General features: G+C 43.0%; 11 protein-coding genes. 5 read left to right on the forward strand and 6 right to left on the reverse strand.

Features of this window, described 5'->3' with window-relative positions; genetic code table 11:
- Positions 1-24: 24 nt before the first annotated feature.
- The 5 genes from V7K84_RS28100 to urtD all read left to right on the forward strand — a co-directional run bounded on the left by V7K84_RS28100 (position 25) and on the right by urtD (position 5,384).
- Positions 25-447, forward strand: coding sequence for an ester cyclase (locus tag V7K84_RS28100; protein ID WP_322668945.1), 423 nt, complete (start codon positions 25-27; stop codon positions 445-447).
- A 471-nt stretch (positions 448-918) separates the two neighbouring features.
- Entirely contained in the window at positions 919-2,235 is a 1,317-nt protein-coding gene (gene urtA, locus V7K84_RS28105; protein WP_334843024.1) for an urea ABC transporter substrate-binding protein, read from the forward strand.
- 114 nt (positions 2,236-2,349) lie between these two features.
- Positions 2,350-3,510 carry an urea ABC transporter permease subunit UrtB gene (gene urtB, locus V7K84_RS28110; protein ID WP_094349303.1) on the forward strand — a complete coding sequence of 387 codons (1,161 nt, stop codon included), beginning with the start codon at positions 2,350-2,352 and terminating at the stop codon, positions 3,508-3,510.
- A 31-nt stretch (positions 3,511-3,541) separates the two neighbouring features.
- Positions 3,542-4,663 (forward strand): urea ABC transporter permease subunit UrtC, encoded by a 1,122-nt coding sequence (urtC, locus tag V7K84_RS28115; RefSeq protein WP_334843026.1) that lies wholly within the window; start codon positions 3,542-3,544, stop codon positions 4,661-4,663.
- On the forward strand, positions 4,638-5,384 hold the full coding sequence (gene urtD / locus V7K84_RS28120; protein WP_334843027.1) for an urea ABC transporter ATP-binding protein UrtD: 747 nt from the start codon (positions 4,638-4,640) through the stop codon (positions 5,382-5,384). Before urtC ends, urtD begins: the two co-directional genes overlap by 26 nt.
- A gap of 50 nt (positions 5,385-5,434) precedes the next feature.
- On the opposite strand, the gene V7K84_RS28125 is transcribed toward urtD, so the two are convergent.
- From V7K84_RS28125 to V7K84_RS28150, 6 genes are all read right to left on the reverse strand, one after another.
- On the reverse strand, positions 5,435-7,996 hold the full coding sequence (locus tag V7K84_RS28125) for a CHAT domain-containing protein (protein WP_334843043.1): 2,562 nt from the start codon (positions 7,994-7,996) through the stop codon (positions 5,435-5,437).
- A gap of 132 nt (positions 7,997-8,128) precedes the next feature.
- Positions 8,129-11,314: an S-layer family protein gene (locus tag V7K84_RS28130; protein ID WP_334843029.1), complete on the reverse strand. Its 3,186-nt coding sequence runs from the start codon at positions 11,312-11,314 to the stop codon at positions 8,129-8,131.
- A gap of 249 nt (positions 11,315-11,563) precedes the next feature.
- Positions 11,564-14,728, reverse strand: coding sequence for an S-layer family protein (locus V7K84_RS28135; RefSeq protein WP_334843032.1), 3,165 nt, complete (start codon positions 14,726-14,728; stop codon positions 11,564-11,566).
- 146 nt (positions 14,729-14,874) lie between these two features.
- Entirely contained in the window at positions 14,875-15,150 is a 276-nt protein-coding gene (locus V7K84_RS28140) for a hypothetical protein (protein ID WP_334843033.1), read from the reverse strand.
- Positions 15,140-16,666, reverse strand: coding sequence for an HlyD family efflux transporter periplasmic adaptor subunit (locus tag V7K84_RS28145; RefSeq protein WP_334843034.1), 1,527 nt, complete (start codon positions 16,664-16,666; stop codon positions 15,140-15,142). The genes V7K84_RS28140 and V7K84_RS28145 overlap by 11 nt, the downstream gene beginning before the upstream one ends.
- A gap of 52 nt (positions 16,667-16,718) precedes the next feature.
- Entirely contained in the window at positions 16,719-18,938 is a 2,220-nt protein-coding gene (locus tag V7K84_RS28150) for a peptidase domain-containing ABC transporter (protein ID WP_334843035.1), read from the reverse strand.
- Positions 18,939-19,316: the final 378 nt, after the last annotated feature.

A 19,316-nucleotide genomic window follows, 5' to 3' on the forward strand; every position in this document is an offset into this window, starting at 1 on the left:
ATTTTCAGTAGAGGAACAGCAGCAATGTCTTCCATTGAGGACAACAAAATCATTGCTCAAAGATGGATGGAACTTATTAGCGAGCATAAAATCGAAGAAATTTGCGAGATAACCGCCCCGAATTGGAAAATGCACGGCGGTTTACCGGGACTTCCCCTTGGCCCTGAAGGGGTACGCAAACTCTTTGGTTCATTTGGCCCTATCCAGCAGAAATGGACAATTGAAGACGTAATCGCTGAAGGTGACAAAGTTGTTGTGCGTGCGACTAATACCTGCATCCAGGAGAGTTTTCTTGGCATACCAAGTCGCGGCCGTCAACAGACTTTCACTGCTACATTCATTCATTATATTGCCGACGGCAAGATAATTGAAACTTGGCGAAACGCTGACGACCTTGGACGGGTTCTTCAGCTTGGGGCACGGATTGAACCAGGAATATCTGAATAATAGCAGTAGTTGATTAAAACTATTGTTGTCTTAACCAGCTATCTGTTCAGCACATACCAGACTTTTGAAAAGAGATAAGTAGGTAGACATAATTAAATATAAAATAAACTCGTAGTTTGTAGTGAGCGATTTATCGCTCAGAGCAAGAATTATTAAGATTAAAGTCCTGACTACAAACTTTAAATTTATTTATGCCTAGATACTTAGCAGTTTTTAACTGTCTAGAATCAAAGACGTTGGTGGAAGAGAAAGTTTTTACTCTTCCATAACGTATTGCATAGATATGAGAATCTTTATAAAGTTAATAAAGCTTAATCTTAAAAAGTTTGTTTTTTATTACAAAAACAAACTTTTTTGTATAAGGCGTCACTTTTTACTAGTAAACTATCGCACTAATATCACACTTTAAAGATTGATATTGTCAGCTTTCTATAAGTTGGCTGATTCATCAAGAGGAAAATTCATAAAAAGATGAGAAGACAATTTAACCGACGCAAGTTTATAATTTACGGTTCTTTAACTTTTGGAAGCAGCTTTTTTTTGAAGGCTTGCGCGAATAATTCTCCAACTGCTACAGAGAGTCCAGCCGCGACTCCTACGGCTTCACCAGCGGCGGCGACTGCTGGTGACACTATCAAAGTAGGTATTTTGCACTCTCTGAGTGGTACGATGTCTATCAGTGAAAAAAGCGTTGTTGATGCTGAAAAGTTAGCAATCAAAGAAATTAACGCTGCTGGTGGTGTTTTAGGTAAACAAATTGAAGCAATTACCGAAGATGGCGCTTCTAACTGGGATACTTTTAGAGAAAAGGCAACTAAGTTAATCGATCAAGATAAAGTTGCTGTAGTTTTTGGTTGTTGGACTTCTGCTAGTCGCAAAAACGTTAAGCCAGTATTCGAGAGCAAAAACCACATGCTCTGGTATCCTGTGCAATACGAAGGTCAAGAGTGTTCTAAAAATATTTTTTACACTGGCGCTGCACCAAATCAACAAATTGAACCATCTGTTGATTGGCTGTTAAAAAATAAGGGCAAAGAATTCTTCTTAGTTGGCTCTGACTACGTTTTTCCCCGGACAGCTAATACCATCATTAAAGCTCAACTAGAAGCTTTAGGCGGAAAAACAGTTGGTGAGGATTATTTACCTCTCGGTAACACAGAAGTTACACCAATTATCACTAAAATCAAGCAAAATTTGCCCAATGGTGGCGTGATTTACAACACCTTAAATGGTGATAGCAACGTTGCTTTCTTCAAACAATTGAAAGGGGCTGGATTGACACCAGATAAATATCCCTCCATGTCTGTAAGTATTGCCGAAGAAGAAGTGAAAGCAATTGGTGTAGAGTATCTCAAAGGTCATTATGCAGCTTGGAACTATTTCCAAACAGTAGACACACCTGCTAATAAGAAGTTTGTAGCAGCTTTCAAAAAAGAATACGGTGAAAATCGGGTGACAAATGACCCAATGGAAGCAGCATACATTGCAGTTTATTTGTGGAAACAAGCAGTCCAAAAAGCTGGTAGTACAGATATAGCTAAGGTAAGCGCTGCGGCTTACGGTCAAACTCTAGATGCACCTGAAGGTAAAGTGACAATGGATGCCAATCATCACATATCCAAAATTGTGCGGATTGGTCAAGTTAGGCAAGATGGTTTATTTGATATTGTCTATGCTACTCCGACAGCAGTTGAACCAGTTCCTTGGAATCAATTTGTGAAAGAAACTAAGGGATTTGCTTGTGATTGGAGTGACCCTGCTAAGGGTGGTAAGTACAAGAAAGTTTAATTCATTAGTCATTTGTCATTAGTCATTTGTCATCGGTTAATAGTTACAAGCAACAAAGGACAAAGGACAAAGGACTGATGACTAAAAAAGCTGATAGCTGTTGTGGAGAAATAAGTGTTAGCAGGATTCTTAGAAGCTGTATTTAATGGTATTAGTATTGGCGCTGTATTATTGATTGCCGCGTTGGGACTAGCCATTATATTTGGATTGATGGGCGTCATCAATATGGCGCATGGTGAATTGATGATGTTCGGCGCTTATACAACTTATGTTGTGCAAAATGTCTGCAAACAATTGGGTGGCGTGTGGTTTGAAGTTTATATATTTTTGGCTTTGATTATTGCTTTTATCTTCACGGCAGGTGTGGGATTAATTTTAGAAAAAGGTGTAATTCGTTATCTCTATGGACGCCCATTAGAAACTTTACTAGCAACTTGGGGAGTAAGTTTAATTTTTCAGCAGTTTGTTCGCAGTGTGAATTGGGTATTGATAATTGGTCTAGGCTTATTTTCTCTGCTGTTTTTTGGAGGTTTATGGATTTTAAATTCTCGCACTGATTTGGGAAGGGTTCGTAACTGGATTGTGGCGGTGATATTTTTATTATCGCTGGGGGTGACAATCACAACGGGCAATTTATTGAGTCAAACTTATCAGTTAGCAGTAACTCAACCTTGGTTTGGCGCTCAAAATGTGGATGTTACAGCACCGACTTGGTTACAAGCGGGGATATCTTTAGGTGGTGTGCAATTGCCCTTTGCCAGATTATTTATTATTGCTTTAACAATAATCTGTGTGGCGGGAATTTATTTATTTTTACAACGTTCTAGCTGGGGTTTAAGAATTCGGGCGGTGACGCAAAACCGGAGTATGAGTGCTTGTTTGGGTATCCCAACTCAAAAGGTGGATGCGATTACTTTTGCACTGGGTTCGGGTTTAGCTGGTGTGGCGGGATGTGCGATTAGTTTACTCGGTTCTGTGGGGCCAAATACAGGACAAAACTATATTATTGATACTTTTATGGTGGTTGTGGTTGGAGGTGTGGGCAATTTGGCTGGGACGATTGTGGCGGCGTTGGGTATTGGTACGGCTAATTTTTTAATTGGTTCTGGGACTTTGGCTTTGTTGTTGACTCCTGTTAAACCTTTGGCTGATTTGTTTACTTTTTTTGCGACGACGAGTATGGCGAAGGTGATGGTGTTTGCGCTGATTATTGTGTTTTTACAGTGGAAGCCTGGGGGGATTTTTCCGCAAAAGGGACGTACTGTTGATGTTTAAACGAACCGCCAAGACGCCAAGGACGCAGAGAATGAGAAAGAAGGGGGGAAGGTTAATTTTAATTGAGGTGGGGGTGACGATCGCGATCGCACTCTTCCTTATAATTGTTATGCCAGTGGTGCTGTCGGAGTTTCGTCTAAATTTGTTGGGACGATTTTTGTCACTGGCGATCGCAGCTTTGGGTATCGATTTGATTTGGGGGTATACTGGTTTATTGAGTTTGGGACATGGTATTTTCTTTGGTTTGGGTGGATATGCGATCGCAATGTACCTAAAACTGCAAGTCCCTACTGGAGAATTGCCTGATTTCATGGGGCTTTATGGGGTTACAGAACTTCCCGCATTTTGGCAACCTTTTTATTCGTTTCCTTTGACAATAGCTTTGGTGGTATTAATTCCAGGGTTATTGGCGGGATTGTTAGGATATTTGGTTTTCCGAAATCGCCTCAAGGGAGTTTATTTTTCTATCTTGACTCAAGCCGGAACTATTGTATTTTTCAACTTCTTCAATGGTCAGCAACAATTTTTCAATGGTACGAATGGACTGATAGATTTTACAACTTTGTTTGGGGCAACGGTCAGCGATGCCAAAACACAGTTTATTTTCTACACGCTGACGGTAATATTTCTCGCAATCACCTACGGAATTTGTCGCTGGTTGACAACTGGACGCTTTGGGAGGTTGTTGATAGCAATTCGTGATGATGAAAGTCGGGTAAGATTTTCTGGCTATGACCCTACAGATTTTAAGGTGTTGGTGTTTGCAGTTTCCGGTGCGATCGCAGGTATAGCAGGAGCATTTTACACTATTCAAAGTGGTTCAGTATCACCCAGAGCAATGGATATTGCCTTTTCGATTGAAATGGTGATTTGGGTAGCAGTAGGCGGACGCGCTACTTTAATTGGCGCGATTGTCGGAACTTTGTTAGTCAATTATGCCCGCACTTTTTTAAGCGAACAATTTGCCGAAATCTGGCTATTTTTCCAAGGCGCACTATTTTTGATAGTCGTCACAGTCCTTCCCGACGGCATCGTGGGATGGTTGCGTAGTCAGAATATTTCCTTTTTCAACCGTCGTCAAGAAATTGCTACATATCCCACCTTGGAAGAAGACCCGGAAGTGCAACATGAACGCGAAAATATTGGAAACTGAAAACGTAACTGTTAGTTTTGACGGTTTTAAGGCTTTAAACCAGCTTAATTTTAGTATGGATGTGGGTGAATTACGGGTAGTAATTGGCCCCAATGGTGCGGGAAAGACAACGTTTCTGGATGTGATTACGGGGAAAGTTCAACCAACCGTGGGGCGAGTTTTATTCAAAGGAAGAAATCTGCGTTCTTTACCTGAATATAAAATTGCCCGATTGGGAATTGGGCGCAAGTTTCAAACACCCCGAATTTACCTGAACTTAACGCCCCGTGAAAATTTAGAAATTACTAGTAACAAGAAGAAAAATGTCTTTTCTACTTTGTTTGAACGTTCTGAGGCTGTTGAAAAGAATAATATTAAAGGATTATTAGAAACCATCGGTTTAACTCCAAAAGCCGATATCAGAGCGGCTTTACTTTCTCACGGAGAAAAGCAACGTTTAGAAATTGGGATGTTAGTAGCACAGTCTCCAGATTTATTACTTGTTGATGAACCGGTTGCGGGTTTAACAGATGAAGAAACATACAACATCGGCGAATTACTTTTAGCACTAGCGCAGAGTCATTCAATTTTAGTCATTGAACATGATATGGAATTCGTGCGTCAAATTGCCAAGAAAGTAACGGTGTTACATGAAGGTTCGGTGTTGTGCGAAGGTAATTTTGAAGAAGTGCAAAATGACTCTCGTGTGATTGAAGTATATCTGGGAAAACAGGAAGAATGAAAAACAAAACTGACGCAAAAATAAGCTTTTCAATCAGTGGATAGAATTTGTCAAAGCCAGTTACCAACTAAAACATAAGGCGCCCAGTAACCAGGACGACTGTAATTGGGATAATCTTTTAACAACTTTACTTGGGCACGACGCAAGGCTTCAGCCTTTGTCACCTCATTTTTAACTAACTCACGATAAAATTCACCAATTAAGATCGCAGTAGATTTATCACTGATATGCCATAGTGAAGCCAAGGTACTACGGGCACCGGCTTTCACGGATGCTCCTGCTAGCCCTAGCGTGGCGCGATTGTCACCAGTAGCGGTTTGGCAAGCACTTAACACCAGCATTTCCAAGGCTTCTGAGCGAGTTTGATCTCGACGGCGCAGTAGGCTATCAAATTGCGTAACGTTAATCGGCCCATCATCTGCAAGTATAAAAGTATTCTCAACGCTGGAGCTAAATTGACCGTGAGTTGCCAGATGTAACACATTAAATGGTACAGTATTTACCTTACTCTCTAAGTTTTTGCTGTTGAAGTCTCGATCTAGTAACTGGGTGGTAGAGGCGATCGCTTGGGAAATAGAGTCGAATTCTGCTTTAATTTCTGGTAAGGGTGGAAATTGCTGTTGAAAGCCTTGTGGTGGTTGCACTAACCCGGCAGCTAGTACATTGAGTTTTGTTTGTGTCAAGGGTTTGAGTGCGAGTAACTGGAGTCCTAAGCTGAGGGCTACAGCGTATTTTTCTACCAGATATTGCTGACCGTCATACAATATGGACATTGGCACATTTCGCAATATCCCATCCAGTACAAATACAAGGGTTTTGACTCCACTATCTTTTAAATCTGACTCAATTTCCTTGATTAACCACCCATAGACTTCCTGTGATAACGCTTGCACTTCCTCAGTCCGATCGGGTTCTAATAGATACTCTCTGAGTTTTTTTATAGTACCTTCTACCTCATTCTGGGACTTATTTACTGTATAATTACGCAGTGGTTGTTTAGGAATTTTAACAATCACTTGCAGTTGATCGGGCAGAATAATTGGATAAACGATCGCGGCTGTGGGATTATCTTTATCTACCACTGTGTCAAGCAAAACAGTTTTGGCATTAATGCAAGCTTCCCGGAAAAAGTCGTCTAATTCTGCTAGTTGCAGTGCTTCAATCCTCTGTCTAGCTTTGTCAAGGATTGGTTCGCTCGGATGAGTTTGCTGAAACTGCAACAATAATTCTACGGACTCTCGATATACAGGTTCTACACTTTCTTTAAAGGAAAACTGGACATCTCGATTCACAACTACTAAGTCACTACGGAGAGTCTGCAACTCACCGATCGCAGTATCATAGCTGGCAATAGCGCCCTCAATCTCTTTTTGCTGTTTTAACAAGCGTCCTAACTGCCAATGCCAACGATAAGCGATATCTGGGGCATTGATTGTTTGGGCTATGTTCAGTGCCTGTTGGGTGAGGTTCTGGGCTATTGACCATTGTTTAGTTTGCTCGTATACACTGCCTAGAGTCCCAAGGGCAAAGCTCTCGGCTCGTTTATCTGCCAAATCTTCAGCTTGTTGCAGGGCCCTTGCGCAGATTTGAGCGATCGCTTCGGGTGTAGTCTTGAATTTCATCAAGCTTTGAGCTAGATTAATCTGCGCATAAATAGTTGTCACGGAAGCAGGTAGTTGTGTCAGTTGAGTTTGAATTTGCGACAATAATGTCTGCACGGCGGCTGTTTGTCCCGCGTTCACTAGCAAGTTCAACTGATTAACTTGAGCCTGAACTTTGCTAATCGGGTTAGGAGCGATCGCAGCAGCTTGCTGATAAAACTGTATTGCACCCTTAAAATCTTGCTGTACTTGTGCCGTGTTGCCTAAACTGAATAAAGCCGCGCTCACATCCTGGGGAGAATCCAATTTTTGGGCAATTGACAAACTTTGCTGTAATACCTGACGAGATTGATTTAAATCTCCGGCTAATTGCAGAGCATTGCCAAAAGACCGTAATTCTACTGCTTTACTGACTGAATTAGGTTTTGATTGTAACTCTTGCTGCAATTGAGTCAAGATTGTCAAACCCCGACGGTAAAATCCCAAAACTTGCCATGCTTGAGCTTGATTGATGCGATCGCGGATAATGCCATTGCGATCGCCTAATTGCTTATAGCTGGCTTCCGCACGTTGCCAGGTGTTAAGTGCCTGTTCAGCTTGTCCCAAGTCTAGCTGAATACTACCTTGAATATCTAGAATTGGAGCCAAAACCTGAAGATTTTCGGCAGGAGAGGATTTTTCGAGCAACTTCAAGCTATCCGTAATTGCCTGTTGCGCTGGTGGCAAATTACCGAGTTTTTGATATGCCAACGCCAAATTACTTAATGCCACAGCTTGCTGCAATTCATTGCCTTGGCTGCCAAAACTTTTAACTGCTTGTTGCAAAACTCTCACCGCTTCTGCAAATTTTCCTGCCTCATACAGCACTTTACCCTGTTGCAGCAAGTCTTGTGTTTGTGCGGGAGGATTTTTGATTGACACTCCAAGAGTTACGATATTTTGTGTCTCTATAGTTGCAGCAACAGGAAAAGCAGTAACGCACAAAAAAGCTGTCACCACAACCAAGAGCATGAAAACAGGTAACTTATGGATTTTAAAGGGATGAATCAACCATATATTGCATCCGTTACATATCCGTTGCCACTGATTATTTTTATAACTTTTCAGTTTCATCGTAATTCCTCCCCCGATTGGAGTAACGAATCATTGACTACAGGACATAGCAGAAGGAATAGAAGAACTTTGTGCATATTGAGCCACAAGAATAACATCACCGTTACCATCGACAATCCATCCTTGAGCCTCCACAATCGGATCGGTAGATTTGGTCATAGATGCGGTAGATGATTTATCCGCGATCGCTGTTGCTTGTGCGGGCAAATCTACCCAACCAGTAATCACTGCTCGTCCTTGCAACGGTTCATTAGGACTTTGGGGTAATCCCCCGCGTCCTGTAGCGATAAAACGACTGGCATTTTGTCCTCTTCTGGGAGTGCAACCTTGGGCAATTTGTTGGGATGCATCCACGAGGTTGGAAGGTAGTTGAGTTAATCCGCGACTGGGGTCAGTATCTGGACTGTTGATAGTTACTTGCCCACTCAGTCCCAATTCCGAACTCGCTGTAATGTCACTGTTTTCGGTTGGGCGTTTTTGCGGCAGAATACCGAAAATACCGTTAGTTGTAATGTCAACTCTACCACCAGTTCCAGTGAAGGCGTTAGCGCTGATATCGCTATTTTCTTTGGGAACGGCGACAATGAAAGGACTATTAATAGTGATGTTACCGCCATCGCCACCAAATTCGCTACTGCCGGCAGTGGTAGAAATTTGACTATGATTGCGTAGTAATAATAAGTCTTGCAACTTCAGGGTAATATTACCACCATTCCCCGCTCTGGTTATGGCGGCGATCGCTCCTTGGTTATCCAAGCTCAAAGAACGAGCTTGGATGTCAAGGTCGCCTGCCGTCCCCGTTCCGGTACTACTGACAGTGACTTCACCTCCATCCCGGACACTCATCTGCCCAGTTTCAATCTTTAAACTTCCCCCACTACCAGTACCTTCTGGCGTCACCGCAGCGCTGATTTGGCTGTTAAAGTTACCATTTGGTGATTTCCCAACGACTTCGACAGATTTCGACGCATAAATTCGCAATTTACCTGCATTGCCCACTCCAGCAGTGCCAACCGATATTATTGCACCACCTCTCACACTCAAGCGATCGCTTTCGATTGTTAAATCGCCACCGTTGCCTCTGGGTGGAATAACTGTTTCGTCTGCGTCTAGTTCAATACCTGCATTGATCCCTGTAGCATAGAAGTTATCAACAGGTGTATCAAATACCTCTACTTCAGAAGCCCGAATTGTGAGATTACCAGCGTCGCCTTGACCAAAAGTAGCGACTTGCACTTTGCCTCCATGACTGACACTCAAGCGTTTTGTCTCAATAGTCAAGTTGCCACCGCGACCCTCACCTCTAGGGTTTACCTGAGCGAATAAGCCAGCAGGATTTTCCAGATTAGATGTAAATGATTTGATTTTTCCACTGATTTCTACTGACTCGGCAGCGTGAATAGTCAAATTTCCCGCAAACCCTTTGCGGTAAACACTGCTTCCCACTTGACTATCAATGATATTCATCGTGACAGTTTCAATGTTTATATTGCCAGCATTCCCTTGTCCAAAAGTACTGGCAGATAGTTGTCCTTCTCGGACAATCAACTGATTGGTATTAATTGCCAAATCGCCTGCTGTTCCTGTACTCGATGTTTGAGTCACCAAGCTGCTGGGAAAGGGAAAAAGACTATTACTATTAGTAGCAAATCCTATCAGTTTAACTGATTGGGAGGCATTTACCGTCAAACTTCCTCCAGCCCCACTACCGTTAGTTCGAGCTGAAATTGCTGCTCCATCTTGGATTAACAACTGATTGCTGTTAATCGTAATCTTTCCTGCGGGCCCTGTGCCATAGGCGTTAGAACTTATTTTGCTAGGATACCATCTATTAGGAAACTGGGGAAGAATAGCAGTACCGACTAGCTGCACTGATTCGGCATTTACGGTTATACTCCCTCCAACTCCTTTACCTTCGTTATCGGTTATGATTCCGGCTCCATTTTGGATGAGTAACTGTCTAGTGTTAATCGTGATGTCCCCGGCGTTTCCCACTCCATTAGATGCAGCAAATATACCAGTACCTAAATTGGGATTATCTGGAATACCGATTAGTTGCACTGATTCTGAGGCATTCACGGTCAAATTTCCTGCCACACCTGCATTCGTTGTACTAGATGAAATCTTTCCTCCTGATAAGATTTGTAACTGTCTGGTGTTAATTGTCAGGCTTCCTGCATCTCCTGTCCCAGAACTTTCAGTAAATAAACCACTACGAATTCCAGTAGGTGATTCTCCAACGACTTGCACTGATTCGGAAGCATTTACACTCAATCCTTTTCCAGGTAATGCTCCTAAAGTGCTGGCTTCAATCTGGGAACCTCCATTGACTGTAACTCCTTTACCCCACACCTGAATAGCGCCGCCACCTTCGCCACTGGTACTAACCAAAGCTTGATTACTGAGCGAGATATCGGCTTTAGCTACACTATCAGGAACAATCAAACTCAAATTATTACCATCCACATTCAGTCCGACTGTCCCCTCACCTGCAATTCCTGCCAATTCCACTCGCCCACCCGGAGCATTCAATTTACCTTCGTTGATGGCAATTTCTCCACCCACTAATAGTAAACTCTGACCATCTGGTACTCGTAGACCAAAGATATTATCTCCTGCTGGTGCAATTGACCTATTTTCAATTCTGCCAGTCTGAAGTTGATTGAATAGCAAAGCGGAAGGATTAACTGTTAGTAATGGGGAAGGAGTCTGAGGATTAGTTGCACTAAATTCCAACCCATTGCCAAACACAAAAGAATTCGCCGTACTCCCTACAAAGGAACCCGCTACATCCAGCCGTGCATTGTTTCCAAATAAAATGCCATTGGGATTGATCAAAAACAAATTTGCACCACCATCTACCCCCAATGTGCCGAGAATATTGGAGATATTACTTCCCGTCACCCGTGTGAGAATATTGGAGATTCCCGTGGGATTGGCAAAATAAACACGTTGGGATTCTCCGACATTGAATTCCTGGAAACTATGGAACAGGTTTGCACCGCGAGTTGCTCCACCATCAATGCGGTCAGCCGGAAGTCCTTTAATATTGACATTGGGAGCGATCGTTGAAGAGTTATTATCCAATGTTCCATCAGGCGTAATCTGGGCTAAGGCGTGATTTTCAGAACAAAATATGCCGTGAGCAAGCACTCCAATAATCCCAAAAACTTCTAATAAATCTGAGTGCCAATTCCTATCTTTACAGGTTGTCATATCAGAACCAGCCTCGCTTGTTCATTTCCTACCTGTGAATATGCAATTTTCTTACGCCACAGCTTTGAGCCACATCTTCAAGGGTTTTCAGCTAGCCGTCCCAATCAATTTTTCTACAATTAATTTCATCAGATATTGTAACTAGATCGGAGTAAACTTTTTAAAACTTAAAATTAGGTAATGCATCTGATTGTTTTGATCGCTCTTGGGTTTCATCGTAATTCCTCCCCCAACTTTTGGAGTAACGAATTATTGACTACAAGAAATAGCAGAGGGAATAAAAGAACTTTGCACAGATTGAGCCACAAGCATAATATTACCATTAGCATCGACAATCCATCCTTGAGCCTCCACAATGCGATCGGTAGATTTGGTCATAGATGCAATAGATGATTTATCCGCGATCGCTGTTGCTTGTGCGGGCAAATCTACCCAACCAGTAATCACTGCTCGTCCTCGCAACGGTTCATTAGGGCTTTGGGGTAATCCACCGCGTCCGGTGGCGATAAAGCTACTGGCGTTTTTTCCTCTTCTAGGAGTGCAACCTTGGGCAATTTGTTGGGATGCATCTATGAGGTTAGAGGGTAATTGAATTAAGCCGCGACTGGGGTCAGTATCTGGACTGTTGATAGTTACCTGACCGTTTAAAGTAGGACTTGTCTGGGAAATTGCCGTGATGCTACTTGGAAGCTTTTGAAGGTCGAGTTCAGTTAGGTCGTTAGTTCCCAAAAGGCGCACTAAGTCTTCTCGACTCAGCACTGTCATACCAAAAATACCAGTAGTGTTGATTGTGACTTTGCCACCAGAGCCTTTGAAGGCATTGGCGGTGATGTTGCTATTTTCGTTGGGAACGGCGACGAGGAAAGGAGTGTTAATCGTAATGTTGCCACCATTGCCACCAGCCTGGGCAATGCCTGCGGTGGTTGAAATCAGACTTTCACGGCGCAGCAGGAAGATATCTTTTGCTGATACGACAATATCTCCTCCGTCACCAGATGTAGTTAAAGATGCGATACCACCTCCATCGAGACGGATAGAGTCTGCCTCGACTTTTACGTTGCCTGCCTTTCCTTCTCCTGATGAACTGGCACTCAGAAAACCACTATTTAAAGAAAGGGAGCCAGTTGTGATATTTATGTTACCCCCGTCACCAACTGCCCCAGGTTCTACACTACTAAAAGCACCGCTAAACAAGCCATTACGACCTACACCAGCAAAGGTAACGGTGTCCTGGGCATCAATATTGACATTGCCCGCATTTCCCTTCCCAAAAGTGCTGGCAGCCAGTTGAGCGCCATTAGTAAGCGAAAGGGATGCTGTAGTGATGTTAATGTCTCCACCCCGACCCTTGCCATCATCATCTAAAGTACTGAAGGCAACAGTATCATCTCCACTCAAGGAAACGGTTTGTTGGGCATTAATTATGATATTACCTGCATTACCATTACCGTCACTACTACTAGCTAGTTGAGCGCCATTGGTAAGAGAGAGCGCTCTTGTAGTGATGCGGATGTCTCCACCCCTTCCTTCGCCTGTTTTTTCTAACGTACTCAAGGCACGACTTTTATTACCATCCAAAAACACAGCATCTGTTGTATCAATTATGATACTTCCTGCATTTCCCTGTCCAAAGGTACTAGCAAGCAGTAGAGCATTATTACTGAGAGAGAGTGATTTGGCACTAATGCGGATATCTCCTCCCTGTCCTCTTGCTTCTTGTTCCACCGTGCTAAATATAGCACTGTTATCAAAGGAAACCCGATTGCTAGCATCAATTGTGATATCACCCGCATTACCCTGTCCATAAGTGCTACTGGCTACTTCAGCGCCATTAGTAAGTGAAAGCGTCTCTGTAGTGATACTGATGTTTCCTCCCCTACCCACAGTATTAAATCCCAAAAAACTGAAAACGCCACTGGTAGAGCTTTTATCTATACTTACCCCATCAAAGGAAACGCCACCACGAGCTTGGATAATCACATTGCCTGCATTACCAAGTTTTCCTGAGTTTTGATTATATATATTCGCTCCGTTGAGTAAAGAAACTGACGCTGCCTTGATGTATATGTTACCTGCATCACCTACACTCTCCGGCTCTACATTGCTAAATATACCCGTGATATTAGGCTTAAGGCTGTCGAGAGCATCGAAAACAATGGCACCTTCGGTTGAAATTGTCACATTTCCCGCATTTCCCTGTCCTAAACCACTGGTAGCTATGTAGGAGCCATTGGTGAATGCAACCCTATCTTGAGCTTGAAGCGTGACATTTCCAGCATCTCCCTGCCCAAAGGTGCTGGTTAGCACAGTAGCTTCATTTGTAAGCGCCAACGATCCTGCCGTTATGTTAATATCTCCTCCCTTTCCAGCTGCGCCTAGCATAGCGTTAGAAATCAGGCTACCATCCCTAAGATTAACTGTTCCTGTTGCATTGACCTCAATGTTTCCCGCTTTGCTATCAGTCGAACCCAACCTCAATCCTATTCCTGCCCGCAGACTGCTTCCTTCTGAAAGCTCTAAATTTCGAGCGTTGATTCCAATACTGCCACCATTATCTGTACGAACATTTATTTGAGCATCATTAATCAGTGATACATCTGCTCGTTGTACCCCTTGAGGAAAACTCAAACTTAGGTTATTGCCATCAACATTCAGTCCAACTGTTCCTGCGCTTGCCAATCCTCCCAATTCCACTCGCCCACCAAAAGCATTTAATCCTCCACCATCCATGCTGATGTTGCCACCCACTAGCAGCAAACTTTGACCATCGGCTACACGTAAACCAAAGGCATTAAAGCCGGACTTACTGAATCCTGCTGGTGCGACTGAGTTGTTTTGAATCGGTGCAGCAGTAATTTGATTGAATAGCAAAGCGGAAGGATTAACTGTTAGTAATGGGGAAGGAGTCTGAGGATTCGTTGCACTAAATTCCAACCCATTGCCAAATACAAAAGAATTCGCCGTACTTGCTACAAATGAACCTGCAACATCCAGCCGTGCATTGTCCCCAAATAAAATCCCATTGGGATTAATAAAAAACAAATTTGCGCCACCATCTACCCCCAATGTGCCGAGAATATTCGAGACGTTACTTCCCGTCACCCTTGTGAGAATATTTTTAATTCCTGTGGGATTGGCAAAATAAACTCGCTGAGATTTTTCGACATTGAATTCACGAAAACTATGGAACAGGTTAGCACCGCGAGTTGCTCCACCATCAATGCGGTCAGCCGGAAGTCCTTTAATATTGACGTTGGGGGTTCTCCTTGAAAAGTTATTACCCAATGTTCCATCAGGGGTAATCTGGGCTAAGGCGTGATTTTCACAACAAAATATGACATGAGCAAGCACTCCAATAATACTAAAAACTCCTAATAAATCTGAGTGCCAATTTCTCTTTTTACAGGTAGTCATATCAGAACCAGCCTCGCTTGCTCATTTTCATCTGTGAATATGTTACATTCCGTTACACATTGGTTGCCCGAATTCAATAAACGACTGCCCGAATTCAATAAACGACTGCCCGAATTCAATATAGGAATTTCGCAAACTTGCTTTTATTAAACACAAAAGCGATGGCTTTGCCAACGCCAAGGGCGAAAACGCAACAGTTCAACTGATACAAAGCGTAGACGCTGCATCAGTGAGGGAGTCGCAGTTTTCTCCCAAGGGGAGACAGTTAGTAGGGGCGGGTTTCGCGACTTGAGGCGACTGTTGTCGGCTCTGCCGACTTGTACTCCTACAAAGAAGCAAGTGGCGTGAGGGTTAGGGTAGGGTAAAAAATATATGCGATCGCAGGCGGTAATAGTTACATTAAAGAAAAAGTTACAAATCACTAATCAACCTCGCCTTACGGAGGAAAAATTGCAGCACAGTTTCTTCACGGGAAATAATATCAACCCTACCCTCCATACCCAATTGAATGTGACACTGGTTTTTCCCTTTACCTAAAACCAAAGTTTCCGGTTCAATTGTGACTTCATAGAAAGCACCAGGCGCAGTAGCTTTTGGACTAGTAGTCCCATTCATCGATGCATTTGTGCCATTCTTTTGAGGAGCGAATGCCTTCGGCACGGCTCCGCCGAACGCATCTGGAGAAATCGTCTGCACTTGACCATCAAGAGTACCATAATCTGGGTAAGGACAAGCGCTGACCCGCATTTGGACTTTTTGACCAATTTTTAACTTACTTTGATCTTCAGATGCCACCGCAGCTTTCAAAACTTGAGGTGCATCAGAGGGGACAATTTGCAATACTTCCTCGCCAGCCCGCACAGTTTGACCTGGGTTTCGCAGATTGAGTTGGGAAATGATGCCATCGGCGGTAGCTGCGATCGCAGTTTGAGCTAAATCTATTTCTGCTTGTTTGAGTTCGCTAGTATCGCGCTCTAACTGCTTTTCAATTTCAATCCGTTGCTTAACTAAGGCTTGGCGTTCCTTTTCTATTGTTGCTTTGTTGCTTTCCCCTCCGGCTTTTTCTTGAGCAATTCGCTCAGTAGCAACAGTTACTGCTGCATTACTTGGATTGACGGCAACTTGGGCGCGTTGTCTTCTGGCAATCACAGCAGATACCGCTTGTTGTAACCGTTCAATTGTCTGTTTTTGCGCCTCCACTGCTGCTTGTTGCGCCTTTACCGCTTGCTCTTGCTGTCTGGCAGATAATTGTGCTTCTTCCAATTGATCCTGAGATAGCGCCCCTTGGTTAGCTACACTCTCATATCGCTTCTGTTTTGATTGGGCTACACCCAAAGCAGCTTCAGCAGCATGGAGATTTGCTTGTGTAGTTTTTAACTGTGCTTCCCCAGCCAGCAATTCCTTCTCGGCAATTTTGACGTTGGCATCAGCTTCTTGGAGTTCGGAAACAGTGGTGAGATTTTTATCTTGATATTCGCGACGGCGGCCGCTCAATTCGGCTTGGGCGCCAGTAATAATCCGGTTAAGGCGGTCAGTTTCGGCTTGAATCTGGCTATTGAGGGAACTAATCTGGGCATTAATTTGCACTAGTTGTAACTGAGATTGTTGAATACTAGTTTGCAATTGGCTTTTTTTGGTTTGCAGACGGGAGTCATCGATAGTTGCGATCGCATCTCCTTTTTTGATAAGTTGATTTTCTTTGACATAAATGTGCATAACCTGACCTTCAGTCGCCGCTTGCACAATTCGCAATTCACCCGCCGGACGTACAACCGCCTGTGCTTGGACTGTAACCTTATACTTACAAATTGCAGCAAGTGGCCCAGCTAATCCGAGAACGCAGAGAATAAACATGCCGCCCCATGTTGTCCAACGAGTAATTGGTGGGAGGAATTCGTTTGTTTGAATTGGGGGAAGAAAATTTGTGTTACTAACCATGTCTCTTACGAATTACGAATTACGAATTACGAATTACGAATTACGAATTATCTTAATTAATAGTGGCAGTCTTACCGTTATGATGAGCCGGGGAAGATATCAGCGCCAACCCATTATGAGAGGGAAAAATATCATCTAAGAAATCTAAATGTTCGCCAGGGAAAGAGCGCAATTCTTCTGGTGTACCTTGGATTTTTAAGCGTCCTTGTTCTAAAAATACAATTAAATCTGCTCTCTGTATCAGCTTGGGACGGTGACTAATTAAAATAGTCGTTTGATTATGACGATGGGATAAAAGTCTATCTAATACTTGTCTTTCGCTTACTGGGTCGAGTGCGCCCGTAGATTCATCTAAAATTAAGACTGGTGGCTGAGTAACTATGGCTCTGGCTATGGCTAATCTTTGGCGTTGTCCACCAGAAAGATTTGCCCCAAATTCTCCTAAAACAGTTTGATATTTATCAGGTAATTTGCTAATAAATTCATCTGCACCAGCAATTTGACAAGCTCTGACAATTTCTTCAAAACTAATATGGGGATAGCTAAACTGGAAGTTATCAATAATTGAACGACTCCAAAAGTGGGGTTCTTGAGGAACTAATACCACTTGTTGACGCAAACATTCTAAGGATAAATCTTGCTGATTATAAAAACCATAACGAATATTCCCAGACTCGACTTTATATAAGCCTGTGAGCAATTTTGCCAGGGTACTTTTACCACAGCCAGATTTGCCAATTAAAGCAATAACTTTACCGCCAGGAATAGTTAAGGAAAAATCTTGTAGGAGGTCAACTCTACCTGCGTGATGAAAGTTCAGTTCAGTGCAAGTTATATCTGCATTGCCAGGAATTTGTGCCCAAGGCTTTTTAAAATCATTTTCGGATTCTGGGGTAGCGTCAATCACTTCTGTCATCCGTTGAAGGACTATCTGGGCTGTGATAAACTCATCTACTAAGCCAATGGCAGCACCTAAGAAACCGAGAAAGTTACCACTCATGCCGTTATATGCCATTAATTGACCGATGGTTAAGGTGCGATTAATGACTAAATAGCTACCCATCCAAAGGATGCCAATACTAATGAAGGTAGAAAGAATGCCAGTAACTGTACTGCTATACAGTCCCAGCTTCATCATACTCCAGCCCAAGTTGGCGAGGCGACCATAATTCCCTTGGTATTCTGACCAAGCTTGGGGAGTGGCTTGGGTAGTTTTTAATACTTGGATGCCGCGAAATGTTTCTACCAAAAAGCCTTGGTTTTCTGTACCAGAAATAATTAGATTCCGGGTTTTCTGGCGCATCGCGGGTAAGAAAAGCAGGTTAACACCCGTGACAACCATAAATGCAACTATGGAAGCGAGAGTTAGTTCCCAACTGTAAAAGAGCATAAAACCCAAGGAAATTACAGCAATAAAGAATTGACTGGGTAATCCGAGGACAATTTGGGAAACTAAGTTATTGATGGCTTTGACATCGGCAATGCGGCTGACAACTTCGCCACTGCGTCGTCCTTCAAAGTAGGATAGGGGTAAATGTAAGAGTTTGCGTCCGTATTCTAGAATTAATCCTAATTGCAATCTTTGACCGAAGTGACCGATGAGGTGAGATTGGACTAAACTAATGGCGCTTCTAATTAAGTTCATGGCGATAACGCCAATAGCCACAGTGGTTAGTAATTGGGTATCACCTCGTACTAAGACATCATCGGTGAGGAGTTGCATCATGAAGGGAGATGCCAAAGAAAGTAGTCCAATGGCGATGTTAATAGCGATCGCTTGAGCGAGAATAGAACGATAAGGCCAAACCCGTTGCAGATATCTTCCCAAACCGCCAATTTTATCTGATTCTTGTTGATAAAAACGACTGTCATCTGGAGTCAGTAGTAACATGACACCATTACCCCAACCCGCCATTAACTCTTGACGGGTAAGGTAACGGATACCAACACCAGGGTCAGCAATGACGTATTTTTTGCCTTTTTGACCGTATAATACGACCCAGTGGTAGCCTTTCCAGTGGATAATTGCTGGTAGGGGGGCTTGATCTAGTTGGTCGATTAATTGGGGATTGGCTTTAACTTGGCGGGCGTTGAATCCTAGTATTTCTGCACCCCGTTTCAATCCCAGCAAGGATGTTCCTCTAGAACCTGTGCCCACGGCTTCTCGGACGCGGTTGAGGGTAAATGTGCGTCCGTAGTGTTTGGCAATGGTTGCAAGACTTGCAGCACCGCAGTCTTCTTCACTGTGTTGGAGGACAATCTGGTATTTCATTTTCAAATGTAATTATTGGAGAGAAAATAAAGTTGGGTCAAATGACCCGACTTTATTGAGCATTTGGTTTGTCATATCAGACTTTTAACAGCTTGGCTGACGCGCTAAAAAAAAGTGATTGCGCTTGCCTTATAACCCATTTTTAGTATGTTTGAGAGATTCAAAACAGTAAATCTGCTTCAAATTTACCCAACGGTAGTGACAGAAGAAGGGTACTTGAAAATTTTAATTTTGAATTGGTATGATTCACATCCAGGTTTTTTCTTCGGGTGACAGTTGATTCACTTGCTGTTGAAACCAAGTTTCAAAATTTTCTTGCAGTAATCGTTGGCGCATAAAGTTGTCAAACTGTGCAGTTATAACCTTTTCCACACGTAA

Source organism: Nostoc sp. (genome assembly GCF_036917315.1).
Lineage (GTDB): Bacteria > Cyanobacteriota > Cyanobacteriia > Cyanobacteriales > Nostocaceae > Nostoc.